25 protein-coding genes and 2 pseudogenes are annotated in these 24,996 nt (G+C 72.5%); 9 read left to right on the forward strand and 18 right to left on the reverse strand.

Annotated elements, in window-relative coordinates; translation table 11 throughout:
• Nucleotides 1–101: 101 nt before the first annotated feature.
• From O7606_RS17060 to mqnC, 10 genes are all read right to left on the reverse strand, one after another.
• Nucleotides 102–1,427: an NADH-quinone oxidoreductase subunit D gene (locus O7606_RS17060; protein ID WP_281595021.1), complete on the reverse strand. Its 1,326-nt coding sequence runs from the start codon at nucleotides 1,425–1,427 to the stop codon at nucleotides 102–104.
• Nucleotides 1,424–2,161 (reverse strand): NADH-quinone oxidoreductase subunit C, encoded by a 738-nt coding sequence (locus O7606_RS17065; RefSeq protein ID WP_281595022.1) that lies wholly within the window; start codon nucleotides 2,159–2,161, stop codon nucleotides 1,424–1,426. The genes O7606_RS17060 and O7606_RS17065 overlap by 4 nt, the downstream gene beginning before the upstream one ends.
• Entirely contained in the window at nucleotides 2,158–2,835 is a 678-nt protein-coding gene (locus O7606_RS17070; protein WP_281595023.1) for an NADH-quinone oxidoreductase subunit B, read from the reverse strand. The genes O7606_RS17065 and O7606_RS17070 overlap by 4 nt, the downstream gene beginning before the upstream one ends.
• 14 nt (nucleotides 2,836–2,849) lie before the next feature.
• Nucleotides 2,850–3,215 carry an NADH-quinone oxidoreductase subunit A gene (locus tag O7606_RS17075; protein WP_281595024.1) on the reverse strand — a complete coding sequence of 122 codons (366 nt, stop codon included), beginning with the start codon at nucleotides 3,213–3,215 and terminating at the stop codon, nucleotides 2,850–2,852.
• Between the two features lie 129 nt (nucleotides 3,216–3,344).
• Complete coding sequence (locus O7606_RS17080; RefSeq protein ID WP_281595025.1) at nucleotides 3,345–4,619, reverse strand: geranylgeranyl reductase family protein; 1,275 nt, start codon at nucleotides 4,617–4,619, stop codon at nucleotides 3,345–3,347.
• Between the two features lie 135 nt (nucleotides 4,620–4,754).
• Nucleotides 4,755–4,988, reverse strand: coding sequence for a hypothetical protein (locus tag O7606_RS17085; protein WP_281595026.1), 234 nt, complete (start codon nucleotides 4,986–4,988; stop codon nucleotides 4,755–4,757).
• Between the two features lie 209 nt (nucleotides 4,989–5,197).
• Nucleotides 5,198–5,908: a demethylmenaquinone methyltransferase gene (locus O7606_RS17090; RefSeq protein ID WP_281595027.1), complete on the reverse strand. Its 711-nt coding sequence runs from the start codon at nucleotides 5,906–5,908 to the stop codon at nucleotides 5,198–5,200.
• A gap of 216 nt (nucleotides 5,909–6,124) precedes the next feature.
• Nucleotides 6,125–7,393 (reverse strand): LPXTG cell wall anchor domain-containing protein, encoded by a 1,269-nt coding sequence (locus O7606_RS17095; protein WP_281595028.1) that lies wholly within the window; start codon nucleotides 7,391–7,393, stop codon nucleotides 6,125–6,127.
• A gap of 164 nt (nucleotides 7,394–7,557) precedes the next feature.
• Nucleotides 7,558–8,775 carry a hypothetical protein gene (locus tag O7606_RS17100; RefSeq protein WP_281595029.1) on the reverse strand — a complete coding sequence of 406 codons (1,218 nt, stop codon included), beginning with the start codon at nucleotides 8,773–8,775 and terminating at the stop codon, nucleotides 7,558–7,560.
• Between the two features lie 285 nt (nucleotides 8,776–9,060).
• Nucleotides 9,061–10,254, reverse strand: coding sequence for a cyclic dehypoxanthinyl futalosine synthase (mqnC, locus tag O7606_RS17105; RefSeq protein WP_281595030.1), 1,194 nt, complete (start codon nucleotides 10,252–10,254; stop codon nucleotides 9,061–9,063).
• Between the two features lie 235 nt (nucleotides 10,255–10,489).
• Here mqnC and O7606_RS17110 point away from each other — a divergent pair, with 235 nt between their 5' ends.
• Nucleotides 10,490–10,705 carry a hypothetical protein gene (locus O7606_RS17110; protein ID WP_281595031.1) on the forward strand — a complete coding sequence of 72 codons (216 nt, stop codon included), beginning with the start codon at nucleotides 10,490–10,492 and terminating at the stop codon, nucleotides 10,703–10,705.
• Nucleotides 10,706–10,998: 293 nt separating this feature from the next.
• Here the strand turns inward: O7606_RS17110 and paaE are convergent, their stop codons facing one another.
• The 5 genes from paaE to paaA are packed head-to-tail and all read right to left on the reverse strand — an operon-like array spanning nucleotide 10,999 to nucleotide 14,702.
• Nucleotides 10,999–12,108: a 1,2-phenylacetyl-CoA epoxidase subunit PaaE gene (gene paaE, locus O7606_RS17115; RefSeq protein ID WP_281595032.1), complete on the reverse strand. Its 1,110-nt coding sequence runs from the start codon at nucleotides 12,106–12,108 to the stop codon at nucleotides 10,999–11,001.
• Entirely contained in the window at nucleotides 12,105–12,602 is a 498-nt protein-coding gene (gene paaD, locus O7606_RS17120) for a 1,2-phenylacetyl-CoA epoxidase subunit PaaD (RefSeq protein ID WP_281595033.1), read from the reverse strand. Before paaD ends, paaE begins: the two co-directional genes overlap by 4 nt.
• The gene (gene paaC / locus O7606_RS17125) at nucleotides 12,596–13,348 is read right to left on the reverse strand and encodes a 1,2-phenylacetyl-CoA epoxidase subunit PaaC (RefSeq protein WP_281595034.1); all 753 of its coding nucleotides are present in this window, start codon (nucleotides 13,346–13,348) and stop codon (nucleotides 12,596–12,598) included. Before paaC ends, paaD begins: the two co-directional genes overlap by 7 nt.
• Nucleotides 13,345–13,635 carry a 1,2-phenylacetyl-CoA epoxidase subunit PaaB gene (gene paaB / locus O7606_RS17130; protein WP_281595035.1) on the reverse strand — a complete coding sequence of 97 codons (291 nt, stop codon included), beginning with the start codon at nucleotides 13,633–13,635 and terminating at the stop codon, nucleotides 13,345–13,347. Before paaB ends, paaC begins: the two co-directional genes overlap by 4 nt.
• Nucleotides 13,632–14,702, reverse strand: a complete 1,071-nt coding sequence (gene paaA, locus O7606_RS17135) for a 1,2-phenylacetyl-CoA epoxidase subunit PaaA (RefSeq protein ID WP_281595036.1) — start codon at nucleotides 14,700–14,702, stop codon at nucleotides 13,632–13,634. The genes paaB and paaA overlap by 4 nt, the downstream gene beginning before the upstream one ends.
• Before the next feature lie 368 nt (nucleotides 14,703–15,070).
• Between paaA and O7606_RS17140 the strand changes: the two genes are divergently transcribed.
• Nucleotides 15,071–16,000 carry a hypothetical protein gene (locus O7606_RS17140; protein WP_281595037.1) on the forward strand — a complete coding sequence of 310 codons (930 nt, stop codon included), beginning with the start codon at nucleotides 15,071–15,073 and terminating at the stop codon, nucleotides 15,998–16,000.
• A complete protein-coding gene (locus tag O7606_RS17145) occupies nucleotides 16,000–16,953 on the forward strand; it encodes a hypothetical protein (protein ID WP_281595038.1) in 954 nt (317 codons plus the stop codon). The genes O7606_RS17140 and O7606_RS17145 overlap by 1 nt, the downstream gene beginning before the upstream one ends.
• 46 nt (nucleotides 16,954–16,999) lie before the next feature.
• On the opposite strand, the gene O7606_RS17150 is transcribed toward O7606_RS17145, so the two are convergent.
• Complete coding sequence (locus tag O7606_RS17150) at nucleotides 17,000–17,851, reverse strand: menaquinone biosynthesis protein (RefSeq protein WP_281595039.1); 852 nt, start codon at nucleotides 17,849–17,851, stop codon at nucleotides 17,000–17,002.
• 417 nt (nucleotides 17,852–18,268) lie between these two features.
• On the opposite strand from O7606_RS17150, the gene O7606_RS17155 reads away from it, so the two are divergent.
• The 6 genes and pseudogenes from O7606_RS17155 (at nucleotide 18,269) to O7606_RS17180 (ending at nucleotide 23,076) form a co-directional block, all read left to right on the forward strand.
• Nucleotides 18,269–20,374, forward strand: a complete 2,106-nt coding sequence (locus O7606_RS17155; RefSeq protein ID WP_281595040.1) for an ATP-binding domain-containing protein — start codon at nucleotides 18,269–18,271, stop codon at nucleotides 20,372–20,374.
• A gap of 29 nt (nucleotides 20,375–20,403) precedes the next feature.
• Nucleotides 20,404–20,622: pseudogene (locus tag O7606_RS17160) on the forward strand (ATP-binding cassette domain-containing protein); the annotation flags it as partial.
• Nucleotides 20,623–20,759: 137 nt separating this feature from the next.
• Nucleotides 20,760–20,810 (forward strand): annotated as a pseudogene (locus O7606_RS17165) (hypothetical protein); the annotation flags it as partial.
• A 3-nt stretch (nucleotides 20,811–20,813) separates the two neighbouring features.
• Nucleotides 20,814–21,365: an AAA family ATPase gene (locus O7606_RS17170; protein WP_281595041.1), complete on the forward strand. Its 552-nt coding sequence runs from the start codon at nucleotides 20,814–20,816 to the stop codon at nucleotides 21,363–21,365.
• 11 nt (nucleotides 21,366–21,376) lie between these two features.
• Nucleotides 21,377–22,114, forward strand: a complete 738-nt coding sequence (locus O7606_RS17175) for an ABC transporter permease (RefSeq protein WP_281595042.1) — start codon at nucleotides 21,377–21,379, stop codon at nucleotides 22,112–22,114.
• 140 nt (nucleotides 22,115–22,254) lie between these two features.
• Nucleotides 22,255–23,076, forward strand: coding sequence for a VOC family protein (locus O7606_RS17180; protein WP_281595043.1), 822 nt, complete (start codon nucleotides 22,255–22,257; stop codon nucleotides 23,074–23,076).
• On the opposite strand, the gene O7606_RS17185 is transcribed toward O7606_RS17180, so the two are convergent.
• Both O7606_RS17185 and O7606_RS17190 read right to left on the reverse strand, forming a co-directional pair.
• Nucleotides 23,073–23,882, reverse strand: a complete 810-nt coding sequence (locus O7606_RS17185; protein ID WP_281595044.1) for an ABC transporter ATP-binding protein — start codon at nucleotides 23,880–23,882, stop codon at nucleotides 23,073–23,075. The genes O7606_RS17180 and O7606_RS17185 overlap by 4 nt on opposite strands.
• Nucleotides 23,879–24,976 (reverse strand): iron ABC transporter permease, encoded by a 1,098-nt coding sequence (locus O7606_RS17190; RefSeq protein ID WP_281599730.1) that lies wholly within the window; start codon nucleotides 24,974–24,976, stop codon nucleotides 23,879–23,881. Before O7606_RS17190 ends, O7606_RS17185 begins: the two co-directional genes overlap by 4 nt.
• Between the last annotated feature and the right edge of the window lie 20 nt (nucleotides 24,977–24,996).

A 24,996-nucleotide genomic window follows, 5' to 3' on the forward strand; every position in this document is an offset into this window, starting at 1 on the left:
TCCGTTCGCGGCCGCGCCGTCCTCTGCCCGCGACTGCGGGGCTCGCTCCGCTCGCTCCTCGCGCAGGTGCCTGGTGCTCCGCTTCGCTTCGCTCCTCGCGCTCACCGGTCACAACCGCCCATCACGGGGTCCAGCGAGGCGCCACCGGCGATCACGTCGGCGATCAGGCCGCCCTCGGCCATCGCCGGGAGGGCCTGGAGGTTGACGAAGCTCGGCTCCCGGTAGTGCACCCGGTACGGCCGGGTGCCGCCGTCGGAGACCGCGTGCACGCCCAGCTCGCCGCGCGGCGCCTCGATCGCCACGTAGACCTGGCCCGGCGGGACCCGGAAGCCCTCGGTGACCAGCTTGAAGTGGTGGATCAGGGACTCCATCGACTGCCCCATGATCTTGGCGACGTGCTCCAGGGAGTTGCCCATGCCGTCCACGCCGATGGCGAGTTGCGCGGGCCAGGCGATCTTCTTGTCGGCGACCATCACCGGGCCGGGCCGCAGCCGGTCGAGCGCCTGCTCGACCAGCTTCAACGACTCCCGGATCTCGGCCAGCCGGACCTGGTAGCGGCCCCAGACGTCGCCGTCCGGGTGGGTCGGCACGTCGAACTCGTACGTCTCGTAGCCGCAGTACGGCTCGGTCTTGCGCAGGTCCCAGGGGAGCCCGGCGGAGCGCAGCACCGGCCCGGTCACGCCGAGCGCGAGACAGGCGGTGACGTCGAGGACGGCGACGTCCCGCGTCCGCTCGACCCAGATCGGCTGCCCGGAGAGGAGGTCCTCGTACTCCTTGAGCTTCTCCGGCATCATCTTCAGGAACTTGCGGATCTTGACGATCGCGTCGTCCGGCACGTCCTGGGCGACCCCGCCCGGCCGGACGTACGCGTGGTTCATCCGCAGGCCGGTGATGCTCTCGAAGATGTCGAGGATGTACTCCCGCTCGCGGAAGCCGTACAGCATGATCGAGATCGCGCCCAGCTCCATGCCGGTGGTGGCCAGCCAGACCAGGTGCGAGGAGATCCGGTTCAGCTCCATCATCAGCACCCGGATCACCGTGGCCCGCTCGGTGATGTCGTCGGTGATGCCGAGCAGCTTCTCCACCGCCAGCGCGTACGCCGTCTCGTTGAAGATCGGGGCGAGGTAGTCCATCCGGGTCACGAAGGTGGAGCCCTGCACCCAGTTGCGGTACTCGAGGTTCTTCTCGATGCCGGTGTGCAGGTAGCCGACGACCGACCGCGCCTCGCGGACGGTCTCGCCCTCCAACTCCAGGATCAGCCGCAGCACCCCGTGCGTGGACGGGTGCTGCGGACCCATGTTGACCACGATCCGCTCGTCGTTGATCGGGTCCGTGGCGGAGACGATGGTGTCCCAGTCCCCGCCGGTGACGGTGAAGACCCTGCCCTCGGTCGTCTCGCGCTCGGTGGCGTAGCTCGGGGTGCTCACTGGTACGACCTCCGCTGGTCCGGCGGTGGGATCTCCGCGCCCTTGTACTCGACGGGCACGCCGCCGAGCGGGTAGTCCTTGCGCTGCGGGTGCCCCTCCCAGTCGTCCGGCATGAGGATCCGGGTCAGGTTGGGGTGGCCGTCGAAGACGACGCCGAACATGTCGTACGCCTCCCGCTCCTGCCAGTCGGCGGTCGGGTAGACGGCGGTCACGCTCGGCAGGTGCGGGTCCTCGGCGGAGACGGCGGCCTCCAGCCGCACCCGACGGCGGTACGTCATCGAGGTGAGGTGGTAGACCACGTGCAGCCGACGCCCGTCCGAGCCCAGGTAGTCCACCCCGGAGACCGAGGAGCACAGCTCGAAGCGCAGGGCCAGGTCGTCCCGCATCACCTGGCAGACCTCGGCGATCTTCTCCGGCCGGACGTGCAGGGTGAGCTCGCCCCGGTCCACCACGACCTTCTCGATCGCGTCCTGGAACCCGGGGTACGCCTCCTCCAGCGCGTCGCGCACCTCGTCGAAGTAGCTCCCGTACGGGCGTGGGGCCTCCTCGATGGTCTGCCGCGACCGGACCAGCCCGCCGAAGCCGGAGGTGTCACCGGAGCCCTGGATGCCGAACATGCCGCGACCGGCCGGGCTGGCCGGCGGGTACTCGGCCGGCGCCCCGGTGCTGGCCCCGGCCGGCGCCACCGGAACCGGCACCCCACCGTCGTCGATCCTGTCGTTCGGAGCCGTCATTTGATGCCCCCGTGCGGGTGGAGGTGGTTCTGGGCGTTCATCCAGTTCTCGATCCGGAGCTGTTCCTCGCGCCCCTCCTTGACGGCCTGCGTCCAGGCGGCGCGCCGGGCCTTGTCCTCGCGGTAGGACGACGGCATCGAGCCGTACGGCACCACCGGCACGTCACCGCGGGCCTGGCGGGCCTCCAGCATCTTGCGGCCGTTCGGGCCGAGCGGCTCGTGGCCGATCTTCTCGCGGAGCTTGAGGATCGCGTCGATGAGCATCTCCGGCCGGGGCGGGCAGCCGGGGAGGTACATGTCGACCGGGACGACGTGGTCGACGCCCTGCACGATGGCGTAGTTGTTGAACATGCCGCCGCTGCTGGCGCAGACGCCCATCGAGAGCACCCACCGGGGCTCGGCCATCTGGTCGTAGATCTGCCGCAGCACCGGGGCCATCTTCTGGCTCACCCGGCCGGCGACGATCATCAGGTCCGCCTGGCGGGGCGAGGCCCGGAAGACCTCCATGCCCCAGCGGCCCATGTCGTAGTGCGGGCCGCCGGCGGCCATCATCTCGATGGCGCAGCAGGCCAGGCCGAAGGTGGCTCCCCAGACCGAGGACTTCCGCGACCAGTTGACCAGCTTCTCCACCGAGGTCAGCAGGATGCCGGCGGGAAGCTTCTCCTCGATACCCATCTGAGCTTCCTCCCTCAGTCCCAGTCCAGGCCGCCGCGCCGCCACACGTAGGCGTACGCGACGAAGACCGCGATGATGAACAGGACCATCTCCACGAAGCCGAAGATCGGCAGGGCGTCGAACGAGACCGCCCAGGGGTAGAGGAAGATGATCTCGATGTCGAAGACGATGAAGAGCATCGCCGTCAGGTAGAACTTGATCGGGAACCGACCGCCGCCGACCGGTGGCGGGCTCGGCTCGATGCCACACTCGTACGCTTCGAGCTTGGCCTTGTTGTAGCGGCGCGGGCCGGTCAGGCGGGCGGCGGCGATCGAAAAGAGCGCGAACGCCGCAGCGAGGGCGAACAGCCCGATGATGGGTGCGTAAGGCGAGAGCGTCATCGTGGTCTCCTGCTCGTCCTTCCCTGCCCTCGGTGGTTGGCGTCGGTGGCTGGCGTAGGGGTCGGCGTCGGGTGGTTGGCGAAATCACACTATTAACTTCACCTCCGGCAACTGTTACCGGGGGGTGTCCTAGACCGCTGGCGCCGCCTTCGTCATCGCGTTGATGACCCGGTCCATCGCGTCACCGCCGCGCGGATCGGTCAGGTTGGCCAGCAGCTTGAGCACGAAGCGCATCAGCATCGGGTGCGGCATGCCGTGCCGGGTGGCGATCCGCATGATCTCGGGACGGCCGATCAGCTTCACGAAGATGCCGCCGAGCCGGTAGTAGCCGCCGAACCGCGCCTTCAGCTCCGCCGGGTAGGCCGTCAGCGCCCGCTCGCGCAGCACGCCGGCCGGCCGGGCGAGCGCCTGCGCCGCGATCTCCGCGGCGATCTCGCCGGACTCCATCGCGTACGCGATGCCCTCGCCGTTGAACGGGTTGACCATGCCGCCGGAGTCACCGACCAGCAGCACGCCCCGGGTGTAGTGCGGCACCCGGTTGAAGCCCATCGGCAACGCCGCGCCGAGGATCGGCCCCTCGGCGTTCGCCTCGTCGGTCATCCCCCAGTCGGCAGGCGTGTTCGCCAGCCAGTCGGTGAGCAGCCGGCGGTAGTTGGTCTTGCCGAAGGCGGAGGAGGAGTTCAGCACGCCCAGGCCCACGTTGACCCGGCCGTCACCGAGACCGAAGATCCAGCCGTACCCGGGCAGCAGCGCGTCGCTGCCCTTGCTGCGCAGCTCCAGCCACGACTCCAGGTAGTCGTCGTCGTGTTTGGCCGGGGACCGGTAGTAGCGCCGGACCGCGACGCCGATCGGGCGGTCCTCCCGCTTGGTCAGGCCGAGCGCCAGCGGGAACCGGCCGGAGACGCCGTCGGCGGCGACCACCAGCGGGGCGTGGAAGCTGGCCGGGGCCTTGTCCGGGCCGACCTCGGCGGTCACCCCGGTCACCCGGCCGTCGTCGTCGAGCACCGGCTCGATCACGTTCACGCCGGTACGCAGCTCGGCGCCGGCCGCCACGGCCCGGCGGGCGAGCAGGTCGTCGAAGTCCAGCCGGGTGCGCACCAGACCGTAGTTGGGGAAGCTGGCCAGATCGGGCCAGTCGAGCTCCAGCCGGAGACCGCCGCCGATGACCCGCAGACCCCGATTGGGCAGCCAACCCGCCTCGGGGGAGGTGTCCACCCCCATCCGGATCAACTGACGGACCGCCCGGGGGGTCAGCCCGTCGCCGCAGACCTTCTCCCGGGGGAACTCGGTCTTCTCTAGCAGCAGCACCCGCACCCCGTGGCGCGCCAGGTGGTACGCGGTCGCCGAGCCGCCGGGTCCGGCGCCCACGACGATCACGTCGGCGTCACGCTCGACCGTCGTCATCCGGGCCTCCTCCCCTACGCTCGTGAAATGCTTCACAAGCCAACGGAGAGGAGTCTATGACCGTCGCTACCACCAGCCGTGCTTAGGTGACCCTAACTTGCCTGGAGGGCGGGTTTTCGGGCCCTGACCAGTAACTCAGGGGTGACCGGGAGTCGCCGGATCCAGCCCGACGTCCAGCCGGATCGCCTCGGGGAACTGGTCCCGCAGCGCCCCGCCGGCCGCCCGGTCCAGCGCGCTGAGCACCTCGGCCACGACCTGACGGACGGTCGCCGGATCGGCCCCGGCGAGCTGCCGCAACTGGGCGACGAGTTCCCGGGTGTCGTCCTCGTCGACGGTGGCCACCGCGTCCGCTTCGTCTGCTCCGGTCATGGCGGACAGCCTACGACGACAAACCCCCCCAAAAACGGATAACCGCGAATATGAGCGACGCGCCGCCCCACGTCCCCGCGTCGAGCGAGCGCGCCATATCCAGGAGGTGGGGGCCTCCGACGGCATCGACACCGCTACTTCCGTGAAACAGCGACCGCGCGTGGGTGGGCGGGTCGGTGGAGGGCCGAGGGGGGAGTGACCGGGTCTGATCAGTCGCGGGTCGCGCGGTGCAGGGCCGTGACGCCACCGGTCAGGTTGCGCCACGCCACCCGGCGCCAGCCGGCCGCGCCGATCCGGGCCGCCAGCGCCGGCTGGTCCGGCCAGGCCCGGATCGACTCCGCCAGGTAGACGTAGGCGTCCGGGTTGCTGGACACCGCCCGCGCCACCGCCGGCAACGACCGCATCAGGTACGACAGGTAGGCCGTACGGAAGGCGGCGTTCGTCGGCGAGGAGAACTCGCACACCACCAGCCGTCCGCCCGGCCGGGTGACCCGGGCCAGCTCACGCAGGGCCGCGTCCGGGTCCGTCACGTTACGCAGGGCGAACGAGATGGTCACCGCGTCGAAGGTGGCGTCGGCGAACGGCAGCCGCAGCGCGTCCCCGGCCAGCAGCGGCACCCGGGGACGGACCTGACGGCCGGCGGCCAGCATGCCCAGGCTCAGGTCGGCGCCCACCGCGTACGCCCCGGAGTGGGCCAGCTCCTCGGTGGAGACCCCGGTGCCGGCCCCCACGTCCAGCACCCGCTGCCCCGGGCGCAGCTCCAGCGCGGCCCTGGTCGCCCGCCGCCAGAAGCGGTCCTGACCGAAGGAGAGCACCGTGTTCGTCAGGTCGTAACGGGCGGCCACGCCGTCGAACATCGTGGCGATCTCGTGCGGCTGCTTGTCCAGACCGGCGCGCTGGCCCTGCGGGGTACGGCTCATCCCTCCACTCTGCCAGCCGCGCCGACCCACCGGCCGGCCGGGCCGGCCGGCGCGGACGAACGCCGGACCGGACCAACGCCGGCGCGGACCACCGTGGGGGCGGACGAACGCCGGACCGGACCAACGCCGGACCGGACCACCGTGGGGGCGGACGAACGCGGGGCCGGACGGAGGTGATGGTCACCCCGGCCGGCCCCGCGTTCGCGCGTCAGGCGGTCAGGCGGTCGGCCGCTCGTCGTCCGGAGTCACCAGGAGCACCCGGCGACGGCGGGACACCAGGAACATGACGCCGCCGGCGAGCAGCACCGCCCCACCGATCCCGCCGATCAGCCCGGCCTGGACACCGGTCACCGGCAGGCCACCGTCGTCGCCGTCACCGCCGCCGACGCCACCGTCGCCACCGTCGCCACCGTCGCCACCGGTCCCCGGCGAGGGGCTCGACGAGGGGCCCGGGGAGACCGTCGGCTCACCGGTCGGGGTCGGCGACGGGCCGGGGCCGGCCGACAGGTCGACGAACACGTCGAAGACGGCGCTGTTGTCACCCGGGTCCACCTCGGTGAAGGTACGGCGCTGGGTCGCGTCGGCGGCCCGCGGCTGCTCCAGCGGCTGGCCCGCGGCGGCCTGGCTGAGGCCGTACGCGAAGATGTTGCCGACCCGGAGCACCGGCTCGGTGACGTCCTCGGCGACCTTCACCCGGATCGTGTCGGTGTAGTACTGACCCGGCTTGAGCACCACCGCGCGGTCCTCGCAGAACGCCTGGGCCGCGCCGTCGAGGTCCTGCCGCACGCAGGTGGCCGGCAGCTCGGCGAAGCTGACCCCGACGGGCAGGGTGACGCCGTAGAAGACGCCGGTCGCCCGTCGGCTGCCGCCGTTGTAGACCGCCCAGTCCAGCGGGGCGGTCTGGCCGGGCCGCACCGGCATCAGGCCGGTCTCGTCGGCGGCGCCGTCGACCTCGACGTCGGCGTACACGTCCTGGGCCCAGGTGACCAGGTCGTACCCGGGCCGGGTGACGGTCAGGTCGACGTCGACGCTGTTGTCGTCGCGCTCCGGGTCGGCGGTCTCCGAGCCGACGGTCACGCTCAGCGTGCCGGCGTCGCCCCGGGTCGTCTTGCTGAACAGCGGGATGACGAAGTTCTCGCTGGTGCCGGCAGCCAGGTCACCCAGGACGCAGGACCAGACGGCCACCCGCTGCCGCTGGCAGCCCTCCGGCACGACGAAGCCGACCTTCTTCCGGTCGACCTTGCGGGCGTCCACGCTGACGGTGACGTCGCGGGCGTCGACCGTGCCGCGGGTGTTGTCCACGGTGAACACGAACGGCTTGGCCTTCGCCTCGGTGACGCCCCGGGCGAGCTGGGTGCTGACCGGCACGAGAGCGAGGTCAGCCTGGTCGGCGGCGTACGCCGGGGCGCCGACCGCGACCAGGCCCGCGGTGAGCAGGGTGACGGCGCCGGCTCGGGCCAGCGCCGGAAGATTGCGCAGTGTCATCGTTCCCTCGGGGTTGGGAGCTGCGGGGACCTTCCTGCGGATCTCAGGAAGGCGGTCCCTGTAGACAGTGGACGGAGAGACAACCGGGGCGGGATGGTCGCCCATCCCGCCCCCGTCGCGGTGCGTTATGTGAACGGCCCTCCTGGGCCGATGGATGACGACCGTCAGGCGGTCGGCCGCTCGTCGCCCGGGGTCACCAGGACCACCCGACGACGGCGGGACACCAGGAACATGACGCCACCGGCGAGCAGCACGGTCCCGCCGATGCCGCCGATCAGGCCGGCCTGCGGACCGGTCACCGGCAGGCCACCCTCGTCGCCGTCACCGCCGCCGGCGCCGCCCGTGGCGGCGACGACGACCGCGTACCCGTCGGTGTTGTCGCTGGCGTCGACGTCGGCGCCGGACATGCCGGTCGCGTTCGCCGGCAGGTTCTTGGCCTCCTTGGTGAAGGCCTTGACGCCCCGCTCGGGCAGGATGCCCTCGACGGTGACGCTGCCGCCGGTCAGCGCGCCGGCCTTGACGTCACCGGCGACCGAGAGCAGGTGGTAGAACTCGGCGGCGGAGAACTGCTTGTCGTCCCCGTCCTCGTCCTGGTCCACCGGGATCAGCGGGAAGTCGCCGTAGGTGCAGACCGCCTCGGTGTTGGCCGAGTTGACGGCGCAGTCCCGCTCGGTCTCGGTGAAGGTGACGCCCTTGGGCAGCTTGATGGTCAGCTTCAGTCCGGCGACGGCCTGGTCACCCTGGTTGGCCACCATGTACAGGAGCTGACCGGTCTCGCCGGCGCGCAGGTCGCCGACGACGCTGATCTCGCCGTCCGAGGTGACCTTGACGGCCTGCTTGACGTCCGGGGCGAAGACGGTGAGGTCCGGGCCGCTCTCGTCGGTCAGCTCGACGGTGACGTCCTTGCTGTTGTTGCTGTCGTCCGTGTCGTCCGGCGACACCAGCGTGACGTTCATCGGGGCCTCGTACGTGCCGTCGAGCTTCTCGCCGGTCTTGAAGACCGCCAGCGGCACCTCGATGGTCTCGCCCGGGCCGGGCAGGGCCTCCTTGGGCACCGAGCAGACCCAGGCGGTCGGGGTCTCGCCCTCGCCCTCGATGTCGCACTCGTCGACGATCGGCACGGCCGCCACCTTGTCGAAGTCCACCTTCGACACGTCCGCGCGGATGCCCAACGTGCTCGGGGTGTTCTTACCGTTGTTGGTGACCTTGGCGAACGCGATCTTGCCCGAGGCGCCGGCGGCGACCCGGGCGCCGACCACGTCGAGCGAGAGGTCCGTCTCGGCGCCGGCCGCGTACGCGGGGGCGCCGAGGACGGTGAACGCGCCGGAGGCGAGCAGAGCGGCAGCGCCGAACCGCGCCAACGGACGGTTACGGAAGATCATGAAGGGTTCCCCCATGGAAGACGGAAGGCTTGCGGTCGGATTCGCGATCGCGTCCGTCACCGCCGACCGCACGTTAGCGTTCTGCGATCATCCTCGCTACCCCACTGGGGAACGCGTTGTGAGCTGCCGGGCTAAGACTGACTTAAGGATTGTCCGGATTGATGGAGCTTCCCGGCCCCAGCCCCAGGTCACACTGGCCCCATCAGCCACTCTGATCAACCGTGTCGCCGGGCAACCATTGCCCGTTCGGTCGACGTCCGACAAAAGCCGACGATTACCCAGCGTTTATCGGACGTCCACCAATGGCAATGACTTTCCGGCCCCGCCGCCCGGCATCGCGATCGACGAGAAGTGCGAGACGACCCGCTCGTCGGTCGGATCGTCGGCCGGCGTGTGATGTATCGCCAACCGACGGTAGAGGGTGTCCCGCTGCGCCGGGACGCGGCCCGCGGAACGGATCATCGCGATCAGCTCGTGCAGGTTGGAGCGGTGCCGGGCGCCGGCCGAGGAGATGACGTTCTCCTCCAGCATGATCGAGCCCAGGTCGTCCACCCCCATGTGCAGGGCGAGCTGACCGACGTCCTTGCCGGTGGTCAGCCAGGACGCCTGCAGGTGCGGAACGGTCTCGAAGAACAGCCGGGCCACCGCGACCAGCCGCAGGTACTCCAGCGCGGTCGCCTGGGTGCGCCCCTTGAGGTGGTTGTTCTCCGGCTGGTACGTCCACGGGATGAAGGCGCGGAAACCGTTCGTCCGGTCCTGGACGTCCCGGATCATCCGCAGGTGCTCGATCCGCTCGGCGTTGGTCTCGCCGGTGCCCATCATCATCGTGGCGGTCGACTCGACGCCCTGCCGGTGCGCCAGCTCCATGACCTCCAGCCAGCGCTCGCCGGACTCCTTCAGCGGCGCGATCGCCTTCCGGGGGCGCGCCGGCAGCATCTCGGCCCCGGCCCCGGCGATCGAGTCCAGCCCGGCGGCCTTGATCCGGGCGATCGCCTCGTCCAGGCTGACGCCGGAGACCTTCGCCATGTGCAGGATCTCGCTCGGGCCGATCGAGTGGATGGCGAGCTGCGGGTACGCCTTCTTGACCGAGGAGAACAGCTCCTCGTAGTACTCCACCCCGTAGTCGGGGTGGTGGCCGCCCTGGAGCATCACCTGGGTCGCGCCCAGCTCGACCGCCTCGCCGCAGCGGCGCAGGATCTCCTCCGTCGGGTGGGTCCAGCCCTCGGAGTGCTTCGGCGCGCGGTAGAACGCGCAGAACTTGCACGCGGTGACGCAGACGTTGGTGTAGTTGATGTTGCGGTCGATCAGGTACGTGACCACGTTGTCCGGGTACCGCCGCCGACGTACCGCGTCGGCCGCCTCACCGAGGGCGTGGAACGGCGCCTCGGTGTAGAGCAGCAGCGCCTCCTCGGGCGTGATCCGCCCGCCGTCCGCGCCGTGCCGCAGGATGTCGTCGATCTCCCGGTTCACCGTCGTCACGCCCCGAGCCTACGTCGCCCGGCCAGACGTCTCGTCATGCCAGGCGTGCGTGTGACGTACGACAGCGACCGATGCGCGGGCGGGACTGACCAAGGGCGGGCGCTGGATGCCGTCGGCAGACCGGATGTCCAGGGGCCCAGAGGTGGCCGAAGTGGTCGAGGAAGCGCGAAACCCGGCTCACCCACCGGCTGGGAGGACTGCCGGGTCCGCTTCCACCCCCCGCCGGGGAGGACCGATGGACGCAACAACCACCCCGCACCGGTACGAGCCGCAGCTCACCGAGGCCGAGATCGAGGCGGCCCCGCTACACCGTCGTGCTGGTCTCACCGGAGGCCGCCGAGGCGCTCGGCGACGACCGGGGCGCGGCGAGCCGGTGACCCTGGTCGAGCGCCGCTCCGACCTGACCTACTGGACCGCCCGCCTCCGCACCGAGCCGGAACGACCCGCCTGACCGGGTAGCCGACGGGCGCAAGGTCGGTCCGTCGGGTTCCCTGCGGGCCGGGATGGCATGGACGGCTGCCGGACACGCCACGTGACCCCCGTCGGGCCGCAACACTGCCTCCGGTTTCCTTTGCTCTGCACCCATATCCGCGACACCGACACTGACCAGGGAACTTGCCGTTCGGAGTGGTCCCCGGTGCCGGGAACGCCGGTCACCGAGGGTGGCTGGCGCGTGGATGGCGGCAGAGCAAAGCGTGCGCAGCCGTGTATGCCGTCCGGCCAGCACGGCCGATGCTGTCGAGGTCAGGCGTCGTAGTCGACGGTGAGGGTGTCGGTCGTCGGACTGGACTGGCAGGTCAGCACGTAACCGGCGGCCACCTCGTCCGGCTCCAGCGCGTAGTTGCGGGCCATCGTCACCGCGCCGGCCACGACCTTCGCCCGGCAGGTCGAGCAGACCCCACCCTTGCACGCGTACGGCAGCTCGCCGCGGACCTTCAGCGCGGCGTCCAGCACCCGCTCGTCAGGGCGCATGGTGAAGGTGGACGCCCGACCGTCCAGCACGATGGTCACCTCCGCCCCGGCGCCCGGCGTGTCGGCCGGGCGCAGCGGCGGCGCCGGCGGCGCGTCCACGTGGAAAAGCTCGGCGCGCACCGCCGACTCCGGCACGCCCCGCTGGGCGAGCACCGCCTGCGCGTCGACCACCATCCCGTACGGGCCGCAGAGGAACCACTCGTCGATCCGGTCACCGGGCACGACGCTGTCCAGCAGCCGGCCCAGCCGGTCGGCGTCGATCCGCCCGGAGAGCAGCGGCGACTCGCCCGGCTCCCGGGACAGCACGTGCACCAGGTGCAGCCGGGTCGGGTACCGGTCCTTCAGGTCCGCCAGCTCCTCGGCGAACATCACCGTGTTGGCCGTACGGTTGCCGTACACCAGGGTCACCGTGCTGGCCGGCTCGACGGCCAGGGCGGTCGCGGTCAGCGCGAGCACCGGGGTGACGCCCGACCCGGCCACCACCGCGCCGTAACGCCGGACCCGGTCCGGCGCGAACGCCGAGGTGAAATGCCCCAGCGGCGGCAGCACGTCGACGGTGTCGCCGGAGCGCAGCGCCCCGCAGGCGAAGGTGGAGAACGCGCCGCCGGGGACCTCCCGCACGCCGATCCGCAGCCGCCCGTGCCGGGCCAGGTCGTCGGGCGTCGAGCAGATCGAGTACGACCGCCGCACCTCGCCGCCGTCGTCAGCCACGCGGCGTACGGTGAGATGCTGGCCGGCCTGGAACGCGAAGACGGCGCGCAGCTCCTCCGGTACGGCGAAGCTGACCGCCACGGCGTCGTCGGTGAGCCGGTCGACGGCGACGACCGGCAGCGGATGGAAGACCGGCCGGCGACGGGCCGGCCTGGTGATCGTGACGGTCACAGCGCCTTCAGGTGGTCGAAGGGTTCCCGGCAGGCCCGGCACCGCCACAGCGCCTTGCAGGCGGTCGAGCCGAACCGGCTGATCTGCTCGGTCTCCGGTGACCCGCACCGTGGGCAGCGGACGCCGAGGGTCAGCGCGACGACGCGGCCGGGGCCGGCGGTCGGGGCCGGCGGGGCGACGCCCGCGGCGGCCAGCTTGGCCCGGCCCGCCTCGGAGATCCAGTCGGTGCTCCAGGCCGGGCGCAGGACGGTACGGACCTCGGCGTCGGGGTGACCGGCGGCGGCGAGCGCCCGACGGATGTCGGCGCGGATCACGTCCATCGCCGGGCAGCCGGTGTAGGTGGGGGTGATGGTGACCGTGATCCGCCCGGTGGCCGGATCCTCGTCGACCGACCGCAGGATGCCCAGGTCGTCGATGGTGAGCACCCGGATCTCCGGGTCCACCACCGCCGCCACCGCCGCCACCGCCGTCGCGGTCGCCTCGGACGTCACCATGTCGCCCCCGGGTGGGCGCGGTGCAGCACCTGCATCTCGGCCAGCAGGTACGACAGGTGTTCGGTGTGCACGCCGTCGCGGCCCCCGGACGGCCCCCAGCCGTCGGCCGGGCGGGTCAGCGTGGCGTCGGCGAGCACCTCCTCGACCGTCTCCAGCCACTGCCCCCGGTAGCTGACCGGGGCGGCGACCAGCCCGGCCGCCGCCAGCCGGGCGGTCGTCTCGTCGGCGGCGAACAGCTCGTGCGTGTACGGCCAGATCTCGTCCACCGCCGCCTGCATCCGCCGGTGCGATTCCTCGGTGCCGTCGCCGAGCCGGCGCACCCAGAGCGCGGCGTGGTCGAGATGGTAGGCGACCTCCTTGCGGGTCTTCTCCGCGATCGCGGCCAGCCGCTCGTCGGTGGACGTCACCAGCGACCCGTAGGTCGACCGCTGGTAGGCGGCGAGGAAGAGCAGCTTCGCCATGGTCACCGCGAAGTCGCCGTTGGGCAGCTCCACCAGGAGGCAGTTGCGGAACTCCCGGTCGTCGCGCAGGTAGGCCAGGGCGTCCTCGTCCCGCCCGGCCCCCTCCAGCTCGCCCGCGTACGTCAGCAGCAGGCGGGCCGCGCCGAGCTGGTCGAGGGCGATGTTGGCCAGCGCGACGTCCTCCTCCATCTCCGGAGCGCGGGTCGCCCACCCGGCCAGCCGCTGCGCGGCGATCAGGGCGTCGTCGCCGAGCCGCAGCGCGTACCGGAAGAGGTCGTCGTTCACAGGTGGGCCACCCCGTCCGGCACCTCGTAGAAGGTGGGGTGGCGGTAGACCTTGTCGGCCGCCGGGTCGAAGAAGGCGTCCTTCTCGTCCGGGCTGGACGCGGTGATCGCGGCGGCCGGCACCACCCAGATCGACACGCCCTCCTGCCGCCGGGTGTAGAGGTCCCGCGCGTTGCGCAGGGCCAGCTCGGCGTCGGGGGCGTGCAGGCTGCCGACGTGGGTGTGCGACAGCCCGCGCCGGGCCCGCACGAAGACCTCCCACAGCGGCGACAGCTCCTCGCGGCTCATGCGACCAACTCCCGCTGGCGGGCCGCCTGCTTGGCGGCGTAGGCGGTGGCGGCCTCACGGACCCAGGCGCCCTCGGCGTGGGCGGCGCGGCGGTGGGTGATCCGCTCCCGGTTGCACGGGCCGTCGCCCTTGATCACCCGCAGCAGCTCCGCGTAGTCGGGCTGGGTGTAGTCGTACGCCTGCCGCTCGTCGTTCCACCGCAGGTCGGGGTCGGGCAGGGTGAGGCCGAGGGCCTCGGCCTGGCCGACGCACATGTCGACGAAGCGCTGCCGCAGCTCGTCGTTGGAGAACCGTTTGATCTTCCAGGCCATCGACTGCGCGGAGTGGGTGGAGTCACCGTCCGGCGGGCCGAACATCGCCAGCGACGGGTACCACCAGCGGTCCACCGCGTCCTGGGCCATCGCCCGCTGCGCCCCGGTGCCGTGCGCCAGGGTGTGCAGGATCTCGTAGCCCTGCCGCTGGTGGAACGACTCCTCCTTGCAGACCCGGATCATCGCCCGCGCGTACGGCCCGTACGAGCAGCGGCACAGCGGGACCTGGTTGACGATCGCCGCGCCGTCCACCAGCCAGCCGATCGCGCCGACGTCGGCCCAGGTCAGGGTGGGGTAGTTGAAGATCGAGCTGTACTTCTGCCGACCGTCGAGCAGGAGCTGGACCAGCTCGTCCCGGCTGATGCCGAGGGTCTCCGCGGCGGAGTAGAGGTAGAGCCCGTGCCCGGCCTCGTCCTGCACCTTGGCGAGCAGGATCGCCTTGCGTTTGAGCGAGGGGGCGCGGCTGATCCAGTTCCCCTCCGGCTGCATGCCGATGATCTCGGAGTGGGCGTGCTGGGCGATCTGCCGGATCAGCGTCCTGCGGTACGCCTCCGGCATCCAGTCGCGGGGCTCGATCTTCTGGTCGGCGCCGATCACCTCGGCGAAGTACGCCGCCGGGTCGGCCCCGCCCACCGGCCCGGCGTCGGGTCGGCCACGGGCGGCGGCCTCCCGCAGGGCCGCCTCCGCCGCCTCGACCTGATCGAGCAGGCCGCCGCCGGGCGTCTCGTCCGGGTTCGGAAAGTCGTTGCCGTACACCTTTCAAGTGTTACAGCTCCAACCGGATCGCGCCAGAGGGGTGTAACAGCACAACGCCGGCACGATGAGTGACCGGACGGATCCCCTCCGAGGCGGACGCGAGTCGCCCACCCGTTGACAGTGAGGCAAAACACACCACTGAATCAGGACATATACCCACAAGCTCGGCTGCATTCCGGTTTACTGCGCCGTCCCCGGCGTCGCGAAGGTGGCTCCGCGCGCGTCCGGACGTAGACTTTGCCGGTCACACCGATCGGCTCACGACGATCGCCACCGCAACGGCCGTCTCCCCGGTCCGGCGATCCGCCGACGGACACGTCAGAACAGTCTGGTCCCCCGGCCCCTGATCTCTGGGAGTTCCCCCACTCATGCGTCCCCGCGTGATCCTGGCGCTCGCCATCGTGGCGATCCTGCTCGGCGGTGGCATGCTGGTCCCCGCCGCGTACGCGCGCCTAGCCGACGACGGCGACGGCGGCACGGAGAGCGTCGCGACGCCCCCGCCGGCCACGCCCGCGCCACCCACCCTGGCGAACGCGACCGTCTCCGTCCCGTTCGACGGCAAGTACCTCTCCTGGGCCCTGATGGACCGGTCCAACGGCGAGATCTCCGGGTCGAAGAACCTCACCACCACCAACTCCACCGAGTCGATGATCAAGGCCTGGATCGCCGCCGACCACCTGCGCCAACTCGGGGACGAGCCACTCACCGCCGCCCGTAAGCGGCAGATCAGCACCGCCATCCGGGACAGCAACGACGACGCCGCGCAGTCGCTCTACCGGGCCGGGGGCAGCCGCGCCGTGGTGGAACGGCTGATCAGGCTGTGCAAGCTGACCGACACGAAACTCGACCCGAGGGCCCGGTGGGCGTACACCCAGATGTCGCCGCGGGACGCCGTCCGGATGGGTGACTGCATCGCCGACGGCACCGCCGCCGGCCCGAAGTGGACGTCCTACCTGCTGGACGAGATGAGCAAGGTCCGGGGCACCACGGCCGCCGCGGACCAGCAGCTCAAGCAGGGCGGCGGTCGGTGGGGGATCATCGACGGCCTGCCCGAGCAGATCACCGCCCAGGGGCCGGTCAGCATCAAGAACGGCTGGACGCTGCTCTGGGCGGACCTACAGTGGCACTTGAACTGCCTTGCCGTGACCGACAAGTGGAGCCTCGCGGTGATGATGCGGTACCCCAGGGAACACGGCCTCGACTACGGGGCCAAGGTCTGCCAGAGCGTGACCACCCAGCTCGTCACCCCGCAACCGGGTGGCGCCCTGAAGATCCCGCAGCCGCTGGTGAAGCCCTGATGGCGGGCAACCGGCGGGCCGGGCGACCGGGCGGCGACCCGTCACCGCTGCGGCTGATCGGCGTCGGCGTGGTGCTGGTCGGGCTGGTGCTCGGTGCGCTCCGGCTGCTGCCCGGCTCGCCGTTCGAGTCGCCGGCCGTCGCGCTCTGGGGGACCAACGCCGACCCGGTCGCCCGGACGGGCGACTCACCCGACCGCAGCGCCCGGACGGCGCCGAGCCCCACCCCGTCGCCCTCGCCGACGCTGGAGCCGCTGCCGCTGCGCCCCACCGAGGTCGACCTGGACGCCGAGGGCTGGTGGAGCTGGAGCCTGCTGGACACCCGTACCGGGCAGCTCTCCGGCTCGGACAACATGGCCGAGACCAACACCACCGCCTCGCTGATCAAGGCGTGGATCGTGGCGGACTACCTGCGCCGCGCCGACGCCGCCGGCAAGACGGTGAGCGAGGCCAAGCTCGCCGACGCCACGAAGATCATCCGGGACAGCGACAACACCCGGGCGGAGCAGTTCTACCGCTCCATCGGCGGCAAAGCCTCGATCCAGCGGCTGGTCTCGACGTGCAAGCTCACCGACAGCGGCCCGGCCGCCGACGGGGGCTGGAGCCGGACCAACCTCTCCGCGCGGGACACCGCCCGGATGGGCGCCTGCATCGCCGACGGCCGGGCCGCCGGCCCGGAGTGGACCGACTGGCTGATCAAGGAGATGAAGCTGGTCCGGGGCGCCGGCGACTTCGGCATCCGCAAGGCGTTCCCGGCCGCCGAGCAGAAGCAGATCGCGATCAAGAACGGCTGGGTCGACCGGACCCGCGAGCAGGAGATCCACGTCAACTGCCTGGCCATCGGGGACGGCTGGACGATGGGCGTGATGGTCCGCTACCCGATCGCCCTCGGCTACGACTACGGCATGGACAACTGCCAGAAGGTCGCCGAGCAGCTCCACGCGGCAGCCACCTGACCCGGCCGGGAGCAGCCACCGGCTGACCCGGCCGGCGCCGGCCGGGTCAGCCGGTGAAGAACTCCGGACCGCCGGCCGGCAGCGCGGGCGCCTCACCCGCCTCGGCGGCCCGGCGGGCGAACTCCCGCAACCCCGCCACCTGGCGGGAGCCGAGCGAGAAGTCCAGCGCCCGGAAGTACGACGCCAGGGTCGCCGCGTCGAACGGCTCCCAGCGGGCCGCCGACGCGGCCACCTCGTCCAGCTCGGCCAGGCAGAGGTCCCGCGAGCGCAGGAACGCCTCGTGCACCCCCTTGACCAGGCCGGGATGGGCGGCGGCGAAGTCCCGACGGACCGCCCAGACGGCGAACACCATGGGCAGGCCGGTCCACTCCTGCCAGGCCTGCCCCAGGTCGGTCACGGCCAGGCCGCGACGCGGCGCCTCGTACAGGGCCCGCAGCGCCACGTCGCCGATCAACACCCCGGCGTCCGCCTCCAGCAGCATCTGGGTCAGATCCGGCGGGCAGCGGAAGTACTCCGGGCGGACGCCGTACCGCTGCGCGAGCAGCAGTTGCGCCAGCAGCACACCGGTACGGGACGTGGAGCCCAGCGCCACCCGCCGCCCGTCCAGCTCCGCCAACGGCCGGGTCGACACCACGTTCACCGAGAGCACCGGGCCGTCGCTGCCCACCGCCAGGTCGGACAGGAGCAGCATCTCGTCGGCGTGCCGCAGGTACTCGACGTGCGAGATCGGGCCGATGTCCAGGTCACCGGCGACGAGGGCGGCGCTGAGCCGGTCCGGCGAGTCCTTGTGCAGGTCGACGTCGATCAGCGCGCCGGACCGCATCAGCCCCCAGTAGATCGGCAGGCAGTTGAGGAACTGGATGTGCCCGACCCGGGGGCGCGCGACGCGGTCGTCCATGCCCCGACCGTATCCCCGCCGACGCCGGCGGGCGCAGCGGGCGGCAACGGAAGTGGCCAACCCCGCACCCGAGCCGGACGCACGGGCCGGTGCCGCGGACCGCGATGCGGGACGGGCGGCGGGCCGCCGATGCCGGCGAGGCCCCACCGGCGGCGCCCCCGGCGTAGCCCTGTCGGCGCGACTTCCCGACCGCAGCCTTCGCGGATGCGGCCCTGTCGAGCTGTCGTCGCGCCGAGGCCATCGACCACAGGAAATACGACCACAGGAAAACCGGCGGTGTCCGGGTCGGGGTGGGCGTAGAATCTCCGTTCCCGCTGACGGCCGCGGTGTGCAGCACCGCAGCGGACGTCCCGCGCCGACCGGTCCGGTCGGACACGCGAGCGGCAGAGTCTTCCCCCACGTCGAGGAGCACGTCGGATGATCCTGCACGCCCCCACGTCCCTGGCGGACGAGCTCGCCGCCGAACAGGCGCACCTGGACGCGTCCCGGCAGGCCCTGCGCCGGATGCGCGAACGGGCCGAGACCCTGTTCGCCGGCGGCGACAAGGTCGCCGGTGACGCGTACACCGCCGAGCAGTTGGGCCGGCACATGGCCCGCCGGGTCGCCGAGCTCGCCGACGACCCGAGCACGCCGCTCTTCTTCGGCCGACTGGACTTCGGCCCGGCCGCGCCCGCCCCCGGGTCCGCCGCCGGGTCCGCGCCCGGGTCCGCCGCCGGGTCCGACGCGGTCGAGGTCGAGCACGCCGGTCACGCGTACCACGTGGGGCGGCGGCACGTCACCGACGAGGCGGGCGAGCCGATGGTGCTGGACTGGCGGGCGCCGGTCTCCCGGTCGTTCTACCGGGCCAGCGCCCGGGACCCGCAGGGCGTCGCCGTGCGGCGGCGGTTCGGGTTCAGCGGCGGCGCGCTCACCAGCTTCGAGGACGAACGCCTCGACCGGGGCGAGGAGCTCGGCACGGCCAGCCGGATCCTCACCGCCGAGATCGAACGGCCCCGCGTCGGGCCGATGCGGGACATCGTCGCCACCATCCAACCCGAGCAGGACGAGCTGGTCCGCGCCGACCTGGCCGATTCGATCTGCGTACAGGGCGCCCCCGGCACCGGCAAGACGGCGGTCGGGCTGCACCGGGCCGCGTACCTGCTCTACCTGCACCGGGAACGGTTGCGCCGCTCCGGGGTGCTGGTCGTGGGGCCGAACCGGGCGTTCCTGTCGTACATCGCGGCGGTGCTGCCGGCGCTCGGCGAGGTCGAGGTGGAGCAGGCCACCGTGGAGGACCTGGTCGGCCGGGTCACCGTCCGGGCGGTGGACGACCCGGCGGTGGCGGCGCTCAAACACGACGTCCGGATGGCGGAGGTGCTGCGTCGGGCGGTCGAGTCGCACATCGGCGAGCCCACCGAGCCGATCATGGTGTCCGACGGGTCGTACCGCTGGCGGATCGGGCTGGACCCGCTGCGCCGGCTGGTCACCGAGACCCGCCGGGAACGGCTGCCGTACGCCGTCGGGCGGGACCGGGTCCGGGCCCGGGTGGTGGGGCTGCTGCAACGGCAGGCCGAGGCCCGGCGGGCGGAGTCCCCCGGGGACGCCTGGCTGCGCCGGATGGGGAAGTCCCGGCCGGTCACCGCGTTCCTCGACACGGTCTGGCCGGCGGTCACCCCGGAGGGCCTGGTCCACCGGCTGCTCGCCGACCCGGAGCTGCTGGCCACCGCCGCCGACGGTCTGCTCACCCCCGCCGAGCAGGCCCGGCTGACCTGGGCGAAGCCGGCCCGTACGGCGAAGGCCACGAAGTGGAGCGCGGCGGACGCGGTGCTGGTCGACGAGGCGGCCGGGCTGGTCGACCGGCCCACCGGCTTCGGGCACGTGGTGGTGGACGAGGCGCAGGACCTCTCCCCGATGCAGTGCCGGGCCATCGCCCGGCGCAGCGAGCACGGCTCGGTCACCCTGCTCGGGGACCTGGCGCAGGGCACCGCCCCGTGGGCCGCGACCGACTGGCGGGAAAGCCTGGCCCACCTTGGCAAACCGGATGCCGCGGTGGTGCCGTTGACGGTCGGTTTCCGGGTGCCGGCGGTGGTGGTCGCGTTCGCCAACCGGCTGCTTCCGGCGCTCGCCGTGGACGTGCCGCCGGCCGAGTCGCTCCGCCGGGACGGCGCGCTCGACGTCCGTACCGTGGACGATCTGACGGCGGCGACGGTCGCCGAGGTCCGGGCCGCGCTGGCCCACGACGGCTCGGTCGGGGTGATCGTGGCCGACGACGCGGTGGCCGGCCTGCGCGCCGCGCTGACCGCGGCCGACGTGGTCACCGGCGACCCCGACGCCCCGGACCCGGCGACCCGGGTGACCGTCGTCCCGGCCACCCTGGTCAAGGGCCTGGAGTACGACCACGTGGTGGTTGTCGAGCCGGCGGCCGTGGTGGCCGCCGAGCCCCGTGGCCTGCACCGTCTCTACGTGGCGCTGACCCGGGCCGTCTCCCGGCTCACCGTGCTGCACACCACCCCGCTGCCCGCCCCACTTGCCCGAATGGAGTAGAACGGTAGACCGACTCCCGAGGAGGTCTCATGATCGTCGCCGCTGCCGAGCAGGTCAGCCGCCGGTACGGGGACGTGCTCGCCCTGGACCGGGTCGATCTCGCCGTCCGGCCCGGTGAGCTGGTCGGCCTGCTCGGGCCGAACGGCGCGGGCAAGAGCACCCTGCTCAACCTGCTGGTCGGCCTGCGCCGGCCGACGTCCGGGCGGGTGGAGCTGTTCGGCGGCGACCCCCGGTCGGCCGCCAACCGACGCGCCGTCGGGGTCACCCCGCAGGAGACCGGCCTGCCCGGCACGTTGCGGGTCGGCGAGGTGGTCGACTTCGTCGCGCCCACTACCCGGACCCGCTGCCCCGGGCCGAGCTGCTCGACCGGTTCGGCCTGTCCGACCTGGTCCGGCGGCAGACCGGCGGTCTCTCCGGTGGGCAGCGGCGGCGGCTCGCGGTGGCGTTGGCCTTCGTCGGCCGACCCCGGCTGGTGCTGCTGGACGAGCCCACCACCGGCCTCGACGTGGAGGCCCGGCGCACCCTCTGGGACGGCATCCGCCACTTCCACGACGAGGGCGGCACCGTGCTGCTGACCAGCCACTACCTGGAGGAGATCGAGGCGCTGGCGCGTCGGGTGGTGGTGATCGGGCAGGGCCGGGTGCTCGCCGACGACACCGTCGGGGCGGTCCGGGACGTGGTGGGCATCCGCCGGGTCAGCTTCGCCGCCGACGAGCTGCCCGAGCTGCCCGGCGTGGTGGGCGCCGAACGCGCCGAGGGTCGCGTGCGCCTGCTCACCGCCGACGCCGACCAGCTCGTCCGGGACCTGGTCGGCGCCGGCGTCCCCTTCCGGGAGCTGGAGGTCCGCCCCACCTCACTGGAGGAGGCGTTCCTCACCATCACCGCCACCCACGGCGGAGCCGCCAGCGCCACCCACGGCGGAGCCGCCAGCGCCACCGACGGTGGTGGGACCGCCCACGCCGGCGCCGACGGCCGACCGGCCGCTGTCTGAGGAGGTCGACCGTGCGACTGGCCCTGGTACACGCCCGATACCAGCTTTTGGAGATCATCCGCATTCCGGTGGCGGTGGTCGGCAACGCGTTCTTCCCGGCCGCCGCGATGCTCTTCTTCGTGGTGCCGTTCGCCGGGGACGATCCGACGGCAGCGACCTACGCCACCGCGTCGATGGTGACCTTCGCGGTGATGAGCGCCAACATCTTCCAGTACGGCATCGGCGTCGCCGAGGACCGGGCGCAGCCCTGGGAGCCGTACACCCGGACCCTGCCGGCAGGGCCGCTGCCGCGCTTCGCCGGACGCGTGCTGGCCGGGCTGCTGATGACGCTGCTGTCCCTGGTCCCGGTGGTGGTGATCGCGGCGGTGGCCACCGAGGCGCGGATCAGCCTGCCCGGCTTCGGCGCGGCCATCGCGACGATCCTCCTGGTCGCCGTGCCGTTCGCGCTGCTCGGCCTCGCGATCGGGTACGCGCTGCCGAGCAAGGCGGCGATCGTGGTCGCACAGGTGATCTTCTTCCCGTTGGCGTTCGGCGGTGGGCTGCTCTCCGCGCCCGGGTCGGCGCCGGGCTTCGTCGAGGCGGTCGCGCCGTACCTGCCGACCCGGGGCGCGGTCGAGCTGATGTGGGCGGCCGTCGGCGACTTCCGACCCGCCCCGCTCTCGCTGGTCATGCTGGCGGTCTGGGTGGTGGTGCTGGGGACGCTCGCCGCGTGGGCGTACCGCCGGGACGAGGGCCGCCGCTTCCACTGACCCCTCCGGCCCTTCCGTGCTGACCGGCCCTGCCCGGCTCGATCTGCCTTCTGTGGTGATCTGCGGACACGACCCGAGCTGCGGTGTCAGGATGCCGGCAGGGCGTGCCACCGGGCGTGCCCCGGCCGAGAGGGGGACACGTGGGTACCGTCCCGCCCGGCACACCGTGCTGGACCGACCTGGCCACCCCGGACCTCGCGGACGCGCGACGCTTCTACCCGGAGCTGTTCGGCTGGACGACGCACGAGATGCCGCAGCCCGAGGCGGGCGGCTACACGGTCTTCCGGAAGGACGGGCACGCGGTCGCCGCGGCCGGGCCGCCGGCCGCCCCGGACCAGGTGCCGATCTGGTCGACGTACGTGGCCACGGACGACGCGGACCTGGTCGCGGGCCGGGTCACCGCCGCCGGCGGGCAGGTCTTCGTGCCCCCGTTCGAGATCTTCGACCAGGGGCGGATGGCGGTCTTCTCCGACCCGGCCGGCGCCGCCCTCTCCGTCTGGCAGCCGATGACGATGCCCGGCGCGGAGTTGCTCGGCGTTCCCGGCGCGATGGCGTGGAACGAGCTGGTCACCCCCGACCCGGAGGGCGCGAAGGTCTTCTACGAGCTGGTCTTCGGCTGGCAACCGGAGGACCAGCCCGTCGACGACGTCCCGTACACCGGTTGGCGGCTCGGTGACCGGGTCGTCGCCGGGATGATGCCGCCGCTCGGTGACGGATTCCCGGCCGACCTGCCGGCCTACTGGTCGGTCTACTTCGCGGTGGAGGACGCCGACGACACCGTCGACCGGGCCGTCCGGCTGGGCGGCGACGTGCTGGTCCCGCCGCGCGACAGCGCCTCCGGCCGCTGGGCCGCCCTCCGCGACCCCCAGGGCGCCCTCTTCTCCGTCCTCACCCCCACCCCTGCCTCACCCCCACCCAGCTCCGCGATCCAGGGCAGATCGTCGTTCAGGGAGATCAACTAACGACGATCTTCCCTGGATCGATGAGGTGGGGTGGGGCGGGTGGGGAGGATCAGGGGGCCGTGGGGGGTGTCGATGACGCGGACCTGGGCGCGGTAGTGGGTGGCGAGAAGCTCCTCGGTGAACACCTCACGAGGGGTGCCGGTGGCGACCACCCGGCCCTCGGCGAGCAGCACCAGGCGGTCGGCGTACTCGCCGGCCACGGTCAGGTCGTGCATGGTCGCCAGGACGGTCAGTCCGTGCGTGTGCCGGAGCTGGTCGACCAGTTCCAGCACCTCCTGCTGGTGACCGATGTCCAGGGCGCTGGTCGGCTCGTCGAGCAGCAGCAGCGTCGCCCCCTGCGCCAGCGCCCGGGCCAGGAAGACCCGCTGCCGTTCGCCCCCGGAGAGGGTGGCCAGCTCCCGGTGGGCGAAGCCGGTCAGGTCGAGCTGCGCCAGCACCTCGTGCGTCACGGCCAGGTCGACGGCGGACTCCCGCCCCAGCGGCGCGATGTACGGGGTCCGGCCGAGCAGCACGTAGTCCAGCACCGACATGCCGGCCGGGACGACCGGGGACTGGGCGACGGTGGCGACCACGCGGGCCCGCTCGCGGCGGGGCAGCGCCCTGGTCGGCGTACCGAAGAGGGCGACGTCGCCGGACGCGGGCAGCAGGCCGCCGACGGCGCGCAGCAGGGTCGACTTGCCCGCGCCGTTCGGGCCGATCACGGTGACCCACTCGCCGACGGCGACGGTGAGGTCCACGCCGGTCAGGATCGGCGTGCGGTCCAGGCGGACGTGCAGGTCACGCACCTCGACGGCGGGCCCCGTCACGTGATCATCTTTCGGGCGGTGCGCAGCACCAGGACGAAGAACGGGCCGCCGAGCAGGGCGGTGACCACGCCGATCGGCACTTCGGCGGGCGCGGCGACGACCCGGGCGGCCACGTCCGTCAACGCCAGGAAGGCCGCGCCGAACAGCATCGACAGCGGCAGGACCACCCGGTGACTGGCGCCGGCGAGCAGCCGTACGGTGTGCGGCACGATGATGCCGACGAACCCGATCAGGCCGGACGCGGAGACGGCGGCGGCGGTGCCGAGCGACGCGGCGGCGATCAGCAGGTAGCGGGAGCGTTGCGGGTGCAGGCCGAGGCTGGTGGCCTCCTCGTCGCCGAGCGCGAGCACGTCGAGTTCCCGCCGGTGCAGCAGCACCACCACGGCGGTCAGGGCGAAGTACGGCAGCACCAGCAGCACGTCGTGCCAGCCGGCGGTGGCCAACCGGCCGAGCAGCCACGAGTAGACCTGCTGGATGCTGTCGGCGTTGCGTTGCAGCAGGTAGGTCTGCCCGGCGGAGAGGAACGCGGAGACCGCCACGCCGGCCAGGATCAGGGTGGCCGGCGACCGGCTGCGCCCACCGGCGGCCCCGAGCAGGTACGTCATGGCGACCGCCCCCAGCGAGCCGACGAAGGCGGCCAGCGGAACGGTCAGCGGCAGCCCGCTCAGCGTGTCGCCGGCCCAGCCGAGAGCGATCACCGCGGTCACCGCCAGCCCCGCGCCGGCCGCCACCCCCAGCAGGTACGGGTCGGCCAGCGGGTTACGGAAGACGCCCTGGTAGCAGCCGCCGGCCAGGGCGAGCAGCCCGCCGACGAGCAGCCCGAGCACGGCCCGGGGCAGCCGCAGCTCGGTGACGATGGCGATCTCGCGTTCGGTGAGGCCGCTGTCGAGCCGTACCCCGGGGATCAGGTTGAGCAGTTCGGCGGCGACGCTGCCCGGCGGCAGGCTGACCGGGCCGAACGACACCCCGGCGATCAGCGCGACCAGGACCGCGGCGACGCCGGCCAGCAGCCAGCGCGCCCGCAGCCCGGCGGGCCGGGCTGCGGGCGCCGGCCCGCCCACGCCGGTCCGGCGCGAGGAAGGGCCCCTTACCAACGCCTCACGCACAGGAAGGG

The organism is Micromonospora sp. WMMD882 (assembly GCF_027497255.1).
GTDB lineage: Bacteria > Actinomycetota > Actinomycetes > Mycobacteriales > Micromonosporaceae > Micromonospora.